Raw genomic sequence first — 17193 nt, 5'->3', positions numbered from 1 at the left:
AACCAGCAATCAGGAGGCCTTAGCCCGAACAGTATGGGCAGCGTGGATGCTCCAGAACGAAGCGATGTTGGTCCATGCCGTAGGGATCAATCTCCCTGAGCTCCCCGGCTAGAGGCCGTGCTTGCGGAGCCCCAGGTGGGGAGGGGCGGCCCATGAGGCGGCGGATGGTGACCACCGCGTGCATGACAACTGCGGTGCGCACGATGGGATCCCCTGGCCGTGCGGCCGCATCAGCCCGTTGTGCCACCTCATGCCATTGCGCATCAGCATCAATACGGTGCAGGTGCGCACACATGGGGCAGGGGCCTGCACCATTGACACGTACCGGACCAATAATGCCCCGGGCGTCCAACATGGATACCGGCAGCCACGTCGCTGTGCTCCGGTGGAGTGCCCGTGCCCAGTCCACGGCACCACCGAGCATGTCTACCGCCACGATTGGAAGGTAGCCCGCCACGTTGTCGATGTAATCAGCGGCTGATTCGGTGTGGAGGGGAGTGCGGGGCTGGAAGTGGTCACCCAGAAGTGCGTCGCGAAGCTCATCGGCTAACACCGAGTTTCCAAGCACCGCGATGCGTTGGAGTCGCGGTTCCGGCCACAAGATGTGGTAGCTAATGAGGTCGTCGACAAGACTGCGCGCAGCAGCAGGTGATAGCCCCGTACGGGCAATCAAATTCTCAATCGTTTGCCTGGTCAGCGGCGTCCGAAGCCGGTTGAGGACACTCGCCAATTGTGGATGTGCTTCTAGCACCCCGACGCGCGTGGCGTCCATTCCGCATTGCACCATTCCCGGCTCGCGTTCGAGAACGACCACGTCCGGCGCCAGCGTATAGGCTTGTGCTGCCATATTTTCTTCCCCCCCGTCGCGCGGCATCCCTCCTAGCCGCGGTGGGTCTCTATTGCACCACAGGTAGAATGCCCTGTCATGTCGAGTCACCCCGAAGTCCGTGTCATTCGCTCAGCCCGGCGCCGGCGCACCGTCCAGGCCCGCAGCGTCGATGGTGTGCTGGAAGTCCGCATCCCGGCGTGGATGTCGGCGGCGGAGGAGGAGAAGGCTGTAGCGGACATCGTGGGGAAGGCGCGGAAGAAGCACTCTTCGGCGCAGCTTTCCGACGCCTCCCTCCAAGCCCGCGCCCGCTCCCTTAATGCGCGTTTTCTCGACGGCCGCGCGACAGTGGGATCCATTCGCTGGGTAAGCAATCAAAAATCCCGTTGGGGCAGTTGCACTACCTCAACGGGAGATATTCGCATTTCGGACCGGCTGCAGGACGTTCCCGAGTACGTTCTCGACGCGGTCATTATCCACGAGCTGACCCACACCTTCATTTCCGGTCATGGCCCGGAGTTTTGGGAATGGGCAGATCGTGCGCCCAAGGCGGAGCGCGCCAAGGGCTATTTGGAGGCCTATCAGCGCTTCCGCTAGTCGCGGGAGTCCTTACCGTCAGCGTCGTCTTCGTCCGTGTCCTCCGCAGAGTCCTTCCCAGAGTCCTCCGCAGTGTCCTCGGTCTGCTGCTTGAGCATTTCCTCCAGCTTGGAGAATTCCTCTTCAAAACCTTCGTCGGTGCTGTCATCGAGCAGGCCATCAATGAAGGAGGCAGGGTTGTCGATGTGCTCCGCAGTCGGCAGCAGGTCTGGGTGATCCCACGCGGAATCGCGCTTGTCTGGGCCCACGGCCACGGTGGCGCGACGCCACAGCTCCGCGGCAGCCTCCACCTTCGGGGCATTGAGCTCAATGCCGACGACCTGGGAGAAGGCCTTTTCCGCAGAACCGCCGGTGGAGCGGCGGTGTGCCCATGCCTCATTCATCGCCTTCGTCGACGGAATGCGCTCACTCAGGGCCTCGGTAACCACGTGCTCGACCCAGCCTTCGACGAGCGCCAGAAGGGTTTCCAGACGGGACGCGGCACCGGCGTTGCGCGAGGTGATGCGCGGGGAGAGGTCCATGCCCTGCAGCTTGCCCATCGCATCCTGAATAGCCTGCGGGTCACCGGATTCTAGGTTGAGCTCGCGGGTCGCTTCCTCAATGTGGGAGGTGTCAATGACGAGGCCCATGGCGTACTCCTCGACGGAGGACACGAGGCGCTCCACCAACCACGGCACGTGCTTGAACAGGCGCTGACGGGCGGCCTCACGGGCGCCGATGTAGACGAGCACCTCCTGTCCGGGAACGTTGAGGTTACGGGCGATGGCCTGAATATTGTGCGGCAGGAGCGCCGTGGTGCCAGCGGGGGAGACCGGCAGTCCGAAGTCGGAACCGGTCAGTGCCTGCGAGGCGAGATCACCAAGAGCATGGCCCAGTTTCATGCCGAAGTTCATGCCGGACATCGAATTCATCATTGAGGTCAGGGGGCCCATCATGTCGCGGGCCTCCTCCGGCAAAGACTCAAGCTGCGCGTTGTTCATGTGTTCCGCCACGGGGGTCACCATGCGCTGCCACATCGGGAGGGTTTCCTCGAGCCACTGAGCGGAGTTCCACGCGGTCACGGTACCCGAGGCCGTGGGAAGGTAGGTGGCGTCATCAAGCCACAGCTCGGCAAGGCGTACCGATTCTTGGACGGCGGTGCGGTCTTTATCATTGACCTCTTTATCACCGGAGATCTGCTGCAGGGCAATGCGCTTGGCCAAGTCATAGTTGACCGGGCCGGCGCCTTCCGGGGAGTTCATGGAGGAACCCATACCGGATAGCATCTGACCAAATTGATTGAGAAGATCGCCTAGGCCACCGCCACCGCCAGCGCCACCCGCGCTGAAGCCGAAGGCGCCGAACGGGTTCTGGTCGCGACGATCCTTGTCGTCGTCATCATCGTTGTTGGGGAAGGAAAAACCGAATCCGTTGCTCATGCGCCCCAATCTACCGGTTCCCAGGTCATGGATTCTAGGTCTTCGGCAACGCTGAGAGCGAACAGACCATCAGACGTTGTAGGCTGTTTCTCCGTGAATCAACAGCAGAACCTTCGAACTCGCCGCCTCCGTACCCTGACCTGGGGAGCGATTCCGGTGGTGCTTACGGGAGCTCTGCTCAGCGTGGACCACATCCCGGGGACGGACATTACTCTGACGGTTCCGTATGCCGCAGAAGGCCCGGGGCCTGTTGTGGACACGCTCGGTGAGCTAGAGGGAATGCAGGTCGTCGACGTGGAAGCGCCGGAGACGTACCAGCCCACCGGCCAGCTCAACATGACAACGGTATCGGTGCGCACCAACATGACGATGGCGCAGGCGCTGGGGCGTTGGCTGTTTACTGATGACACTCTCGTACCTATCGAAAACATCATCCCGCAGGGCAAGACCGACGAGGAGGTACAGGAGGCGAACCAGCAGGCCTTTACCCAGTCTGAGTCAGCTGCCACTGTGGCCGCCATGGACTACCTCAACAAACCCGTGCGTATCGAGGTGGCACAGGTGCTTGACGACGCCCCCGCGGCCGCCACGCTTCACGACGGCGACATCATCACCGCCGTCAATTCCGAACCCGTTACCGAACCCGGCGAGGTCCAAGAGAAAATCCGAGGACTGGCTCCCGGCGATGACGTCACGCTCGACATCACCCGCGACGGTAAGGACCGCACCGAGAAGGTCACTCTCGGCGCCCACCCGGAGGACAAGGGCATTCCGCTCCTTGGCATCCTCATGACGTCGGTTCCCACCGAAGACATCACGGTGGATTACAACCTGCAGGACATCGGTGGCCCTTCGGCGGGCATGATGTTTACCTTGGCGGTCATCGACAAACTTTCCACCGAAGACCTCACGGGCGGCACGACGGTTGCTGGCACGGGCACCATCGGTGAAGATGGAAAGGTCGGCCCTATCGGCGGAATTGTCCATAAAGTTCGTGCCTCCCGGGATGCGGGCGCACAGCTCTTCCTCTCCCCAGCAGAAAACTGTGCCGAGGCCATCAGTCGCGATACCGGTGACATGGTGGTAGCCAAGGTGCATACTCTCGACGACGCCATCACAGCCATGCACGACTTTGCTGCCGGCGACGAGGTCGAGACGTGCGCGAAATAATCGCACGCGGCCTGCCTGACCGCGCGCGGTGAGACTAGACGAGGCCTAGTTCCTTCAGGCGCTCCTCCGGATCGTCCTGGTCGGTGGAAATCATCTGCTGCATGATGAGACCTTCATCGTTATCCACGACGGTAAGGATGGCAGTGTTGCCCAACATGGACCAGCCCACGACGCGGTTGCCGCTGTCCTCCACGACGCGCGAGCTGCGCAGTTCCGTGAGCACCTGGGTGGTCTGGGAAGCCTTGGCCTTGGACTTGAAGAACTGGAACTGGCCCACCTTGGATCCAGAGCAATTGAAAGAATCCGTCACACCGTTCGGGTCGCAGCGATCAAACTCCTCAAAGATCTCCTCGGGAACCAAGCCGCCGAAAATTGCATAGGCTTTGTCCACCGAAGCCTCGAACTTCCCGTCCGATGCCGAGCTTGGCTCAGCGGATTCGGACTCGTCCGCGTCATCGGAGCTGGATTCAGACTCCGAGGCCGGTGCGGACTCCGAGTCCTTGGCGGACGTGGTTTCTTCCGCAGAGCTGGTCTCGCTCTCTTCTTCAGATGTCGAGGTAGCGGCCGCGGAGCTGGGCTCCTCTGAATCTGTTGACGCAACAGGCGAGGTAGCCGGCGACGGCTCGGGGGTTTCCTTATTCCCACATGCGCTCAACAGCGCGCCGGCGGCGAGCACGGCTGAGGCAGCGGCGGTGAGGCGGGTGGTCAAACGCACGGTGGGGTGGCTCCTCTACAAAGCGGTACTGCTGAATAACTCGATAATGCTTAATGCTATCTGCCCAGTTTAGACGATTAAATAAGCTCGTCTGGATCCTGCTCTAAACCGTAGCGCAGGGCAGCGATGACGCCCGGTGCTACGTTTGGCCCTCCGCGCAGTTGAATGTCGTCCTCGGCGAAGGGGCCAGCTGCTTCCAGCTCTTCCTCCGTGGGGCGCAGCTGCAGGAGGGTAAGCTCAGCGCCGTCCGAGCCGTCCTCGCCTACGCCGTCGCGGAGGACACCGGAGAAGAGGCGGGCGGGGTGGGCGTCGCTAAGCGCGGCGTCCTCCGTGTCTTTAAACATGATTTCCTGTGCCAGGATGACTCCGGCAATCTCGCGTGGCCATGCCAGGCGAGCTACGTATTCTGCTAAGTGCTCCGACCCTGGCTCAATGCCTTCCGGTAGCTCTTGGACGACAAGGGTAAGCGGCGACTCTTCATCCACATCACCCAACTGGGCAGCGAATAACTCGGTAGGTACGAGCGCAAACAGAGTAGGTGGGGCATCCCAGCCCTCGGCGTGAATGAAGTCGACGGCCTCGCGCATCGCCTTGTTGAGCGCGCGGTTGACAGCTGGCTGGGAATTGGGTTGGGAACTCATAAGCGTCCTTGTTCGTTGACGGGGTTAGTGCTTCTCTAGACTAGAAGCTTGATACCTCTATGTTCGCACGAGACCTGATTGGAGCTGGAGTTGGCTTCCGGACTGAACCGACCCACCGCCCCGATGAAACGTCCTCCCAGAGCACTGTCTTGGGTCGTCGCTATCATCGCTGTCCTCTTGTTCATCGGCCCCATGTTCGTGGGCTTCTACACGGACTGGAAGTGGTTCGGTGCGATTGATTACCGCGGGGTCTTCACCAAGACCCTGATCACTCGGATCGTGCTTTTCCTTGTCTTCGGACTCGTTGCCGCCGCTATCACCTACGTCGCCGGGCTACTGGTATGGCGTGGCCGTGGTGGTTCGCTGGATATGGCTGATCTCAACTCGCCGGTCTACCAGTACCGCAAGTCCATTGAGCGCACCATGGGGGTCTTCCTCAAGACCATCCCGCTGCTTATCGGTGTCGTCTCCGGTTTGCTGGGCCAGGCCAACTGGCGCACAGTCATGCTCTTCCTCAACTCGCATGACTTCGGATTTACTGACCCGCAGTTCCACCACGACTTGGGCTTCTACGCCTTCCGCCTGCCTGTATGGTCCATGCTGGTCAACGCTTTCTCAATGCTGTTTGCAGTGTGCTTCCTCATCGCGCTGGTGGGTCACTACATCCTGGGCGGAATCCGTATTGGTAACCGTGCGGCTGGTGTCCGCGGTTCGCTGTCGAAACCCGCGCGTACCCAGCTGGCTGTGACCGCCGGTATCTGGATGCTGCTGCAGGTGGCTGGCTACTGGCTGGAGCGCTACCAGCTGCTCTACAACCAGCACTCGCTGTTCACCGGTGGTTCTTATACCGATATCAATGCCTACCTGCCGGCAAAAATCATCCTCATGATCATCGGCATCTTTGTGGCGGTAGCAATCTTCTCTGCTGTGGTGATTAAGGACCTGCGCATCCCTGGTCTTGCCGTGGTGCTCATGGTGCTGTCCGCACTTGTCATTGGTCAGGGTTGGCCACTCATCATGGAGCGCTTCTCCGTTAACCCGAACCGCCAGGCTAAAGAAGCTGAATCCATCTCCCGCAATATCGAGTCCACCCGCTTTGCGTACGGGCTTACTGAGGACAAGGTGACCTACGAGGAGAACTGGGGAGCAGGAGACGTTTCCGATGACAAGGTGGGTTCAGATGACTCCACCATCTCAAACCTCCGCCTGCTGGACCCAGACATTCTGGCGCCGACGTTTACTCAGATGCAGCAGCTAAAGAACTTCTATGGCTTCCCGGAGACTCTGGCGATGGACCGCTACGAGATTGACGGCGAAATCCGTGACTTCGTGGTGGCCGCCCGCGAGTTGGATCCCAACGAGCTGCAGGAGAACCAGCAGAACTGGATTAACCGCCACACCGTGTATACCCACGGCAACGGCTTTATCGCCGCGCAAGCCAACAAGGTGGATGAGGTGGCCCGCGATGCAGGCTCTGCTCGTGGTGGTTTCCCCATCTTCACGGTGGCTGACCTGCAGACTCAGTCCGGCAAGGACGCTGAAGGCGAGGGTGAGACCCAAAACGCTGAAGAATCCTTGGGCATCAAGGTGGACGAGCCGCGTATCTACTATGGTCCGGTGATTGCGAGTGCACGTGATGGCATGGATTACGCCATCGTGGGCAAGACCGGTGACCAGCCGGTGGAGTATGACACCGATACCTCCACCTACACCTATGACGGTAAAGGCGGCGTTGATATTGGCAATATCGTTGACCGCACAGCCTTTGCCCTGAAGTATCAAGAGCTGAACTTCCTGCTGTCGGAACGCGTCGGTTCCGAATCCAAGCTTCTCTATGACCGTGACCCGCGTGAGCGCGTGGAGAAGGTCGCCCCGTGGCTGACGACGGATTCCTCCACCTACCCGGCAGTCATCGATGGCCGCATCAAGTGGATTGTGGATGGTTACACCACCCTGGATTCCCTCCCGTATTCGCAGCGCACCTCGCTGACGGAGACCACCCAGGATACCCAGAACCCGACGGGCACGACGCAGCGCTTGGTCAATGATCAGGTGGGCTACATTCGTAACTCGGTGAAGGCGACTGTCGACGCCTACGATGGCACCGTTGACCTCTACGAGTTCGACACCGAAGACCCCGTGCTCAAGGCTTGGGAGGGTGTGTTCCCGGGCGTCGTCAAGCCAGAGTCGGAGATTTCCGACGAGCTGCGCCAGCACCTGCGCTATCCGGAGGACATGTTCAAGGTGCAGCGCAACCTGCTGGCCAAGTACCACGTGGATGACCCGGGCGTCTTCTTCAACAACGACGCCTTCTGGTCCGTCCCGGAGGACCCGACCGCCGGCGAGTCCCAGGGCTTGAACCAGCCGCCGTACTACGTGCTGGCTTCTGACCCGGAGACCACTAAGCCGAGCTTCCAGCTCATCACCTCCTACCGTGGTCTAAACCGTCAGTTCCTCTCCGCGCACATGGCGGTGTCTTCTGACCCGGAGACCTACGGTGACATCACCGTGCGCGTGCTGCCGACGAACACCCAAACCCAGGGCCCGAAGCAGGCGCAGGATGCCATGATGTCCTCTGACCAGGTGGCTCGTGACCGCACGCTGTGGCAGGGCTCGAATGACCTGAAGAACGGTAACCTGCTGGCACTGCCGGTGGGCGGAGGAGAGATCCTCTACCTTGAGCCGATTTACTCGCAGCGTAAGGGCCAGGAATCCGCATTCCCGAAGCTGCTGCGCGTGCTGGTGTCCTACAAGGGCCGCGTGGGCTATGCCCCGACGATTGGTGAGGCCCTGGAGCAGGTCGGCATCGACCCGAAGGCAGCCCAAGACATCACGGAGATCGAGGGCGACTCGGGTGAGAAGACCGACAAGGATGACAAGGAGAAGTCCGACGGTGACCAGAAGGACGCCAAGGATGACAAGGATTCTGAGGCATCCGGACCGGCTTCCGCTCCGAAGGCATCCAACGAAGGTGAGGCCATCGACGCCATCAACAAGGCCCTCGACGGTGTGGACAAGGCCAAGGGCGGCTCCTTCGAGGAGTACGGCAAGGCCCTAGACGAGCTGGACAAGGCAGTGGAGGACTACCGCTCGCTGCAGTCCCAGTAAGTCGAAACCAGCGCCGGGAATCAAGCCTGGCGCCTCAGCGTAAGATGGCGCCTGCCCAGGGGATTTGGGTAGGCGCCATGGTGTCTGTATAGTTACATGAGTCGCCAGCGCACGGGACAGTGTGCAGAGCGCTTGATGTTTGGAAGTACATCTCGACGCGGGGTGGAGCAGCTCGGTAGCTCGCTGGGCTCATAACCCAGAGGTCGTCGGTTCGAATCCGGCCCCCGCTACCAACTTCCGAGACCCACCAGTCCCTTCGGCTGGTGGGTCTTCTCGTTTGCTGTCCTCGGACCGCTCGGCCCGAAGGCCGACTCCAAGGCTAGACCTTACCGTCACCGTAAATAAGCCCCGAAATCTTTTGCAGGTTCGGGGCACTATTTACCGTGAACGACGATCGTCGTGAGCGCGGCTAGGCTTAAGGGACATTTCAGCAAGGCACCACCGTTGTCTAGGGGGTGATTAGAACAGTCTGATGTAGATCCCGAAAATCGAGTTGAGCATGTGCTGAATGTTATCGCGAAGTGGGCTGTTCGGGGCCAGGGCAGCCGCGCCGCCGGCGACGACTAGTGCACTGATTGCACCGAGCAGGAATCCAATTACGCCGCCGCGCGAAGACATGCAATCCTCGTCCGAGGAGCTCTCAGAAGAGTGCGCCGAGCTTCCCGACGACCCCGAGGAAATCTCCTCGCAAGACACCCGCTCCTTAGACGGTTCCTCAGAGGGGCGTGGTTTCTGCTCGGACGGTTCCTGCGGCTTACCAGCCACAGTAGAGGTAATCGTGGTGGGCACTACCTTGGTCTCGGTCCGTGTGCCACCGGGGACCACGACCGTGGAGGTAAGCGTCGTTGGAACCTCCTTGGTAATCACCTTGGTCCCACCGTCTCCCTTAACAGTGGAAGTGACGGTAGTGGGAACGGCTGTGGTCTCTACTTTAGTTGTGCCTGGCTCTTTTACAGTGGACGTGACTGTAGTGGGAACTACTCTGGTCTCGACCTCGGCCGGTGCAGGCTCCTTCACAGTGGACGTGATCGTCGTGGGCACGTCCTTGGTTTCTGTCTTTACTTCGGTGGTCGGGACCGTCGTCGTGATGACTTTGGTCGTCTTCTCTGCGGGGAGAGTAGTGGTTACCGTGGTGGGAACCTCTTTGGTTTCGGTGGTGGTGATGTTCGTAGGGACCACAGTCGTGACGACCTCAGTGGTCGTGGCAGGTGCTGGAGTGGTGGGCTCCTCGTCACGAGGTTCAGGGATAGCGCGGTCATTGTTGTTGATGGTGACCTTATCCACCAGATACGGATTGTTGGCGTTGTAGGTGCGGAAGGTGAGGGTCTCACCGGTCACATCGACGACCATGTAGTCCTCGTCGTAGTCCTGGCGCCAGAACGCAGTGGAATCGTGCACTAGCGCTGGATCCATGTTCTCCATGCGGGCATTGGGGTACTTTTTGCCGTCTTCGCCCTGGAAATCATAGAACTTACCGCCACCGGCGGAGCTGGTGGTGATGTAAAGGACCTCGCCGTCGTTGGGGTCGAGGACGTCGCCACGCTTGCCCGGGGTTTCAACTGGGGTAAGGCCGTCCATGAGGTGGGTTCGGGTGTAGATGTGGTCATGGCCGCTGAGGACAACATCCACATCTAGATCTGACATTACGGGAGCTAGTTTTTCGCGGAGGGCGGTGACGTCAGTATCCGTGTAGTGGGTTCCCTGAGAGAAGAAGGAGTGGTGCATGCCTACGATGACCCAGTCGTTAAAGGCGCCACGGTTCTCAATGGTCTTACGTAGAAACTCCGCATGGCGATCAATATCGGCTTCGCTATGGGCGTTAGTGTCCAAACCGATGAATAGGACGTTGTTGCGCTCGAAGTAGAAGTTACGCAGATCTGAATCCTGATTCGGGTTGATGAAGTGCTCGTCGTAGTGCTTCATCGCCAAGTCTGACGGGTAGGTCTCGTGGTTACCTGGAATCGCATTTGTAGGGTAGTTGCGGATGGCAGGTGCAGAGAAAAAGCCGTCATACTGCGCCACGGTGGAGCCCCAGCCTTCGACCTGATCGCCCAAGGACCAAATCATGTTGGCGTCCGGGTAGTCTGCAGTGGCATTCTTGATAGTGGTGTTCCACTGATCCGTCTGCCCCTTTATATCTGTATCGACGCCGATCTGGGCGTCGGCAACGGTGATGAAGCGCCAGTCTTCCCCGAAGCTACCGGTGTTGAAGGTTTCTTCCGCAGACCAACCGCCTTCATCCGAACCAACACGGTACGTGTACTCGGTATTTTCTTTTAGCCCGGTCGCGGTGGCGTTGTTGGAGACATACGCCACGGCACCGGCATCCTTTTCCTGGGCATCGAAGGTCTGCGTGCCCTCCGGCCCGGTGATTTCGAGAACTTCCTTATCGGCTGGGCCCTTGGTGCGCCAAGACACGATCACAGAGCTCTCATCGGTTCCTGGCTGGAGCACCATGCGGAACGTCGGATCAGTCTGTGCTGAAGCTTCAAACGGTACGCCAACTTGTGCGGTGAACGTGAGCGCGGCTGCAGTGACGACGGCTACGCCTGCTGGTGCCGGAGAAAAACGGAAAAGTTTCATTATTGTCTTGTTATGCCTTTGTGTGAGAAATCTTAAGGGAGCTGTCCGTCAGCAGGGAACTCCGCCGAGAAAACGGAGAGTCGAAGATGACTTCCATACAGAAACACGCACAGATGAATCCTTGGTTAATCGGAGTAAAAATCTAGAGAAAGTCCCCTACAATGGGGGTTGCAACGGGTTTGTATGTGTTGAAGGCACCTTTTTGATGGGCTTAGGTTAAGCTTCATGTCCCACGAATTTGGGTCCATGAACGGGCCGTCACACTTGAGCAATTTCTCAGCTAATTCTTCAACTCCGTCTCGTATCAATCGTCGTACAGCACTGCGCTGGGGTGCTGCCAGCGCTACCACCGCAGCTGCTGGATTTGGCCTAGCTTCTGCCGCAGCGCAACGCACCGAAACAGGAACCGCACCGCTGGATACCTACAACCAGGATTCCGACGCACAACTCCCGTTCCTCCATGGCGTCGCTTCGGGTGATCCTCTACCCACGTCAGTGGTGCTGTGGACACGCGTCACCCCGGACAGAGATTGCCTGCCGGGGTCCGGAATGGGCGAGGACGTCGATGTCGACTGGGAAATCGCGACCGACGAGTCCATGAACTCCGTGGTAGCTCAAGGCAGGGTCACTGCGTCCGTTGATCACGATCACACCGTCCATGTCGATCCTTTTGGGCTCGCCCCTGATACCGAGTACTTCTACCGCTTCCGAGTAGCATCCGGCCCGCACGAAGGAGCAGTGTCCCCGGTTGGCCGAACGAAGACTGCTCCGGCGGTTGATGCTGAGGTGGAAAGTCTTACCTTCGCTGTGGCATCCTGCGCTAACTACGAGTCCGGATTCTTTAATGCTTATAAGGACATGGCGGAGCGCGGCCGCTCAGGAGAGATCGACTTCGTGGTCTTCCTCGGTGACTACATCTACGAGTATCCCACCGGTGAATATGCTGGTAAGAGCGGAGTTGCCCGCCCGCACCACCCAGTGTGGGAAATCGTCACTCTCGAGGATTACCGCATCCGCTATGGCCGTTACCGCACGGATGCGCACCTCCAAGCAGCGCATGCAGCAGCACCGTGGGTCGTGGTGTGGGATGACCATGAGACCGCCAATAACTCGTGGCGCGAGGGAGCGGAAAACCATACCCCGGGGTTTGTGGAAGGTGAATGGACAAGGCGTTGGAACGATGCGCTGCAGGCCTACTACGAATGGATGCCGCTGCGCCAAAAGCAGCTGAGTGAGGGTGGAAAACTCTACCGCAATCTGCGCTTCGGATCCCTGATGGAACTTACCATGATGGACCTTCGTACCTACCGTGACCAAGAGACCACCTCCGCCAACTTTGGCGATCCGAACCGAACCATCGTGGGCGATGAACAGCTGCAGTGGCTGCGCGACACCATCTCGATGTCGGACGCGACGTGGATGGTGATGGGCAACTCCGTGATGATGGCCCCGATGCGCATCATGACTTTTCCGGGCAACGACGCAGCGAACGAGGGCCTGCGCTTCGTCAAGGGAAATACCTCAGGTTTCGCTGTCAACTCTGACCAGTGGGATGGCTACACCGCGGATAGGGACCGCCTTCTCGAAGCCCTTGAGGCGCGTGAGGGAAATTCTTTGTTTATCACCGGTGACATTCACTCTGAATGGGCCAACGACATCTATCGCGGTGAGAACCGCGTGGCGTGTGAGATGGTGACCACGTCGATTTCGGCGCCGAACATCGACGAAATCCTCACCACTTACACTGGCATCTACCATGCAGAAGACAATTCCACGTCCCTGCTTATTGAGGATGCCATTAAGAGCGCCAACCCGTGGGTCAAGCACTTGGATTACGACTCTCATGGCTATGCCGTTGCCAACCTGTTCCCGGGACGAGTTGACATGAACTATTATCGCGTCTCTGACGTCGAAGACCCCGACGCTTCGGTGGCCTTGGCCGTGACAAAGACATGGACCCCTGAGGGCGGCTTTGACTCCTAATACCCGATCCGGGTGGGCGCCGTGGAGTGGTTAGCGGTTCAAGCTTCGAATAACCACAACCAGAGCAATGATGAGCCCGAGTAGGACTAACAATCCCAGACCACCGATGAGAGGAAGAGGGATAGCAGAGAACAAAGAAGAGTCATCTTTGCTCTGTGCCTGGTTATCGGCGTTGTCTCGTGTAGCTGGCTCCGGTGCCTCTGAGGGTTTCTCGGTCTCAACCTTGACAGGAGCAAAGGTTGGTTCCGGGACGGGATCGCCGAAGGCGTCCACCACGAGGTCATAGGTCAGCACCGGCAGTTGGGTGTTTTCGTCGATTTCTTGGTCGCTGAGGAATTGTTCATAGTTGACGGCGATATATTGCTCGCCGCCTTTCCATACGCGAACATTGTCCGGCCACCCAGAACCTTCGTTGCTAGAGCCACCATAACGGTTGGCAAAGAGGATCGGCGCTGGATAACTGAAGTCTTGGCTGCTGTCTTTCTGGACGGTCGCACGGTATCCTTCCATGCGAATCTCACTGCGCGCGTCGGTATAGGCAGTCAGAACAAGTCCATCACCAGCTCCAGAGTGCTCGAAATCTTCTGCCTCCTCAACCATGGATACCTTGCCCGCAAGTTGCTGGCCGTGCTCGACAGGGATTCGATAAAAGTGAGTTTCACCGGGGACGATCTGTGCTCGTACGGGTTGCTTCGGAGAAAGCTCGCTGGCATCGGTGAACCACGTACCGGGAGTAACCTCAGTGGGCTCTCCGGAGGCTGCAACGGGACCTGCTTCAGTCTTGTCTTCGGCTGCGTCGGGTTGACCCTGCAGGTCGGGTTTGCCGAAGCGAGTGATGGTTACTTCTGTACTGAGCTCTTCATCCTGCTTCCAGTCGCCGGAGCGATTAATGCTGAAGACCAGGTCTTCGGTGGGACAGCCGTTCTCACCACCTGCAACGCTGTATAACGTCGCAGTCTGATACTGGTTCACAGAGGAGTCGGTGGAATTAACTGCGTCGAGCTCACAAGACAGTTCTTGGGTGTCTATTGCAATGTGGAGATACTCACCACGGCGGAAGTTGTTGATGCTTGGTTCCTGCGCGGTGGTGGCGCTGATGACTACGTGCTCCCCTTCGGCCAGTGGCGTTGAGAAATAGTGAGCGGATTCATCCCGAGACTGTGAGCCTTCTTTAGGGCGAAGAGTGGTGGAAAAGGCCTCTACGTCACGGTCTACCTTGGCCGGGGAACCTTCGGTTTCGCCGCCTTCGATCTCCTCCAAGTCTGACTCGTAGGCGTTGTAAGCGCGCGGGGCGGCGCGGCGTAGTTCTTTGGCCAAGCTATCGGCGTCGGAAGCATCGGCGTAGGTGCCGCCGGTGGCGTCGGCAATGCACTGCAGTTCCTGTTGAGCCTCGGGCTCAACGTTGAAGCCCACCGTGTTAATGACGAGATCGATACCTTGTTCCTTAAGCTCCTTGGCTACGTCACACACTGGTGGCGGGGTGCAGGTGGCAACGCCGTCGGAGACCAAAATAATGCTGCGCTGGCCTTCCTTTGGCAGTTCGGCCGCGGCTTTTCGCAGGGACTCACCGATGGGGGTGAAGCCGCGGGGTTGCAAGCCGTCCATGTGGGCAATCATCTTCTCAGAGTTGCCCGCCTCGGGTGGTGTGACCACGGTGATGTCTTGGCAGCCAGCTGCCTCATCCTCAGGAGCCTCGCCAGTATTGCCGCCATAGGTGACAAGTCCCAGTGGGGCGTCGTCGCCGGCTTCTGTGATGAAGGTACGGGCGGCCTCTTTGGCAGCATCGATGCGGGTCTGGCCGCCGGCGTCGTTGGTGATCATGGAACCAGAGGAATCGAAGACCACCATGGTGGGGGCCATGGTAGTGGCGCTTGAGGGAGCACTCGACGTGGATGGAGAAGGGGATTCTGCCGTCTTATCGTCGGCGACGGCTACCGGAAAGAGTCCGGCTACAGAGGCGATAACGGTTGCGGCAAGGAAAGCAAGTGCCGCGGTGACTCGTGAGTTTGGTGAGAAGCGAGGCGGTGTGTTCATGTGAGTCAAGTTACATGCAGGGAGAAAGCTTTGCTGCCGAATAGAGGGCGCAAGGGGAGTGGCCCCCACTTTTAGTCATCCAACGCCCGCAGATAGAAGCACCGGATCAGTGCGCGCCGGGGAATATCGAGCAGCGGGCGTAGGAAGGTAAGGCGGGCGGGCTGGGAGGAGGCGTCGACAAGCAGCAGCGTGCGCCCATCCCGCAGGCGCTCTAGTGTGAAGGTTTCTTCGCCGCGCTCGATGTGGCCGGGGAGGGTGCCGTAGGTAAAGCCGCAGCGGCCTGGCTCCCTAAATACTTCCACCACTCGGCAGCGAAACTCCCAAGGCCCAAACCCCATGCTGACCTCTGCGCCTTCCTCCACGGCGTCATGAGTAGCGCGCACGCGGAAGGGGCCGCTGCGCTGCAGGCCCCAGCGGAAGAGCTTGTCTGCCGCGGCGTCGAAATCGGCATCGATGATGCGGGACATGTGCAGCTGTGGGAAGCCCTCAGTTGAAGAGTACGACAGTGGCTCAAGCATGGGATTTAGCCTAGTCAAAGCACCGTCAGGTGATGCTTTGACGAAGTAAAATAGGGTGTATGCAGGAGAAACGACAACGTCTGATCGTCCCTGACTTAGCGCGCGGTACGGCTCTATTGGGGATTGCCATGGCGAACGCCGTGCAAAGCTGGATTGTGAACGAGTGGTCCGTGGGGCCAAGCTCCTCCGTGGGCGGTGTGCGCCCCGATAGCACCTTCGACGTCGTGGCGGCGGTGTTTACCGGCATGTTTGTGCGAGTGCGTGGACTGCCCATGTTCTGCATGCTGGCGGGATTCGGTATTGGTCTTATTGCGGCCAGCCTGCATCGCAAGGGCTACACCGTGAAGGAATCCCGCCGCGTGCTCATCCGCCGCTACGGCTTGTTGGCAGTGTTTGGTCTGGTACATGGCTTCCTGCTGTTCAATCAAGACATCATGCTGGTCTATGGCCTCATGGCCCTCGCAATGGCCTGGTGCTTGACGCTCTCGACACGTACGCTTCGGCGCATCGCCTACTGGTTCTTCGGCGGCTATGCGGTTTTCGCCGGTTCGGGTGCGGTGGCTGCTTACTTTGGCTACTTGAATCTTCTGCCCAGTTCGCGGCCGATGACCAGGGAGCTTGTCACCTTCGGTGATTTCTTTGCCCGCAACGTGCGCGGTGAGGTCGCTGCTTTGGGACAGATCCCCTTGATGTTTTTTGGGCTGACCGGTGTTTTCCTCATCGGGTACATCTGGGCGCGGGAGGGCGTGCTGGCCAGCGTTTCTGCGCACCGTCGCACCCTAGTCACCTGGGTTGTCATTGCAGGCGTGATCATCGTCTTTATTGGGCTGCCGTGGGGTCTAGCTGCTGCTGGTGTTGTGCCAACCGAACTGGAACCGGTCTTCTTCATGCTGAACCAAGCCTTTGGCTTTCTCACTGGTCCGGGCATTCTGGCTGTACTGGCACTGCTCACGGAGAAACTCAACAACCGTGTTCCCAGGTGGGCCTATGCTTTTGTAGCGCTGGGCAAGCGTTCAATGTCGGGCTACATTGCGCAGTCGATCTTATTCATTGTCCTGGTTACCCCAGCTGGTTTGGGGCTAGGTGCGGATGCCTCGGTGAGTGGCAAGCTCGGAATCGGTCTGCTGGTCTTTGTCCTGACGCTGCTTCTTGCCGCTTTGCTTGAGGCTTGGGGCAAACCTGGCCCGTTCGAGTGGGCACATCGCCGGTTGGCGTACGGTCCAACGGGCCGCATCGAACCCAAATCAGCACCTGCACCGGCCTGACGTTGGTTTAAATGGCTGGTTCCTCGTGCAGGAGCCAGTCGCACAGTTGCTCCTGCGCGCGGACGACGCCTCCGGGGTAGCTTTCTTCGAGCTCCACCTTGACGCCATCAAAGATCCGTTCAGCGATAAGTTCGGCGCGCTGCCTACTGAGCTGCCCCCGCAGCTCATCTAGCGGCACCTTGAGCTCCGTGTACGGGCTCGGCCGGAAGTACCACGACCTCATGTCGTCGGCGTAGACGACGATAATCGTCTTCGTCATCTGCGATTCCAGCACAACATTTCCAAATACCAGTGACGTCAGCGTCTTCGATTCCATGCCCGCGATTGTAGGCCTG

Annotated in this window: 13 protein-coding genes and 1 tRNA gene; 6 read left to right on the top strand and 8 right to left on the bottom strand. The window is 59.3% G+C overall.

Annotation, left to right across the window (positions count from 1 at the left end; genetic code table 11):
* Nucleotides 1-19 precede the first annotated feature (19 nt).
* Nucleotides 20-847 (bottom strand): TOMM precursor leader peptide-binding protein, encoded by an 828-nt coding sequence (locus I6J72_RS07735; RefSeq protein ID WP_204098774.1) that lies wholly within the window; start codon nucleotides 845-847, stop codon nucleotides 20-22.
* A gap of 78 nt (nucleotides 848-925) precedes the next feature.
* Here I6J72_RS07735 and I6J72_RS07730 point away from each other — a divergent pair, with 78 nt between their 5' ends.
* Nucleotides 926-1423 carry a M48 family metallopeptidase gene (locus I6J72_RS07730; protein WP_204098773.1) on the top strand — a complete coding sequence of 166 codons (498 nt, stop codon included), beginning with the start codon at nucleotides 926-928 and terminating at the stop codon, nucleotides 1421-1423.
* Here the strand turns inward: I6J72_RS07730 and I6J72_RS07725 are convergent.
* Nucleotides 1420-2841 (bottom strand): zinc-dependent metalloprotease, encoded by a 1422-nt coding sequence (locus tag I6J72_RS07725; RefSeq protein WP_204098772.1) that lies wholly within the window; start codon nucleotides 2839-2841, stop codon nucleotides 1420-1422. The genes I6J72_RS07730 and I6J72_RS07725 overlap by 4 nt on opposite strands.
* 93 nt (nucleotides 2842-2934) lie before the next feature.
* Here I6J72_RS07725 and I6J72_RS07720 point away from each other — a divergent pair, with 93 nt between their 5' ends.
* Entirely contained in the window at nucleotides 2935-4011 is a 1077-nt protein-coding gene (locus I6J72_RS07720) for a PDZ domain-containing protein (protein WP_239107260.1), read from the top strand.
* A 34-nt stretch (nucleotides 4012-4045) separates the two neighbouring features.
* Here the strand turns inward: I6J72_RS07720 and I6J72_RS07715 are convergent, their stop codons facing one another.
* Nucleotides 4046-4726 carry a beta-N-acetylglucosaminidase gene (locus tag I6J72_RS07715; RefSeq protein ID WP_204098770.1) on the bottom strand — a complete coding sequence of 227 codons (681 nt, stop codon included), beginning with the start codon at nucleotides 4724-4726 and terminating at the stop codon, nucleotides 4046-4048.
* Nucleotides 4727-4803: 77 nt separating this feature from the next.
* Nucleotides 4804-5367: a PPA1309 family protein gene (locus I6J72_RS07710; RefSeq protein ID WP_204098769.1), complete on the bottom strand. Its 564-nt coding sequence runs from the start codon at nucleotides 5365-5367 to the stop codon at nucleotides 4804-4806.
* Between the two features lie 123 nt (nucleotides 5368-5490).
* Here I6J72_RS07710 and I6J72_RS07705 point away from each other — a divergent pair, with 123 nt between their 5' ends.
* Entirely contained in the window at nucleotides 5491-8475 is a 2985-nt protein-coding gene (locus I6J72_RS07705; RefSeq protein ID WP_204098768.1) for a UPF0182 family protein, read from the top strand.
* Between the two features lie 156 nt (nucleotides 8476-8631).
* A tRNA-Met gene (locus I6J72_RS07700) sits at nucleotides 8632-8708 on the top strand.
* Between the two features lie 226 nt (nucleotides 8709-8934).
* On the opposite strand, the gene I6J72_RS07695 is transcribed toward I6J72_RS07700, so the two are convergent.
* A complete protein-coding gene (locus I6J72_RS07695) occupies nucleotides 8935-11058 on the bottom strand; it encodes a metallophosphoesterase family protein (RefSeq protein WP_204098767.1) in 2124 nt (707 codons plus the stop codon).
* 225 nt (nucleotides 11059-11283) lie between these two features.
* Between I6J72_RS07695 and I6J72_RS07690 the strand changes: the two genes are divergently transcribed.
* On the top strand, nucleotides 11284-13041 hold the full coding sequence (locus I6J72_RS07690; protein WP_239107258.1) for an alkaline phosphatase: 1758 nt from the start codon (nucleotides 11284-11286) through the stop codon (nucleotides 13039-13041).
* Nucleotides 13042-13071: 30 nt separating this feature from the next.
* Here the strand turns inward: I6J72_RS07690 and I6J72_RS07685 are convergent, their stop codons facing one another.
* Both I6J72_RS07685 and I6J72_RS07680 read right to left on the bottom strand, forming a co-directional pair.
* Nucleotides 13072-15075, bottom strand: a complete 2004-nt coding sequence (locus I6J72_RS07685) for a VWA domain-containing protein (RefSeq protein WP_239107255.1) — start codon at nucleotides 15073-15075, stop codon at nucleotides 13072-13074.
* A gap of 71 nt (nucleotides 15076-15146) precedes the next feature.
* Nucleotides 15147-15593 carry a DUF1990 domain-containing protein gene (locus I6J72_RS07680; protein ID WP_204098766.1) on the bottom strand — a complete coding sequence of 149 codons (447 nt, stop codon included), beginning with the start codon at nucleotides 15591-15593 and terminating at the stop codon, nucleotides 15147-15149.
* 59 nt (nucleotides 15594-15652) lie between these two features.
* On the opposite strand from I6J72_RS07680, the gene I6J72_RS07675 reads away from it, so the two are divergent.
* Complete coding sequence (locus tag I6J72_RS07675) at nucleotides 15653-16858, top strand: DUF418 domain-containing protein (protein ID WP_204098765.1); 1206 nt, start codon at nucleotides 15653-15655, stop codon at nucleotides 16856-16858.
* A gap of 7 nt (nucleotides 16859-16865) precedes the next feature.
* Here I6J72_RS07675 and I6J72_RS07670 read toward each other — a convergent pair whose 3' ends face one another.
* Nucleotides 16866-17174, bottom strand: coding sequence for a hypothetical protein (locus I6J72_RS07670; protein ID WP_204098764.1), 309 nt, complete (start codon nucleotides 17172-17174; stop codon nucleotides 16866-16868).
* Between the last annotated feature and the right edge of the window lie 19 nt (nucleotides 17175-17193).

The sequence above is a fragment of the Corynebacterium sp. FDAARGOS 1242 genome (assembly GCF_016889985.1).
GTDB classification, from domain to species: domain Bacteria; phylum Actinomycetota; class Actinomycetes; order Mycobacteriales; family Mycobacteriaceae; genus Corynebacterium; species Corynebacterium minutissimum_B.
Note: the sequence above shows the minus strand (reverse complement) of the source record. Positions and strands in the feature narration are given on the sequence as shown.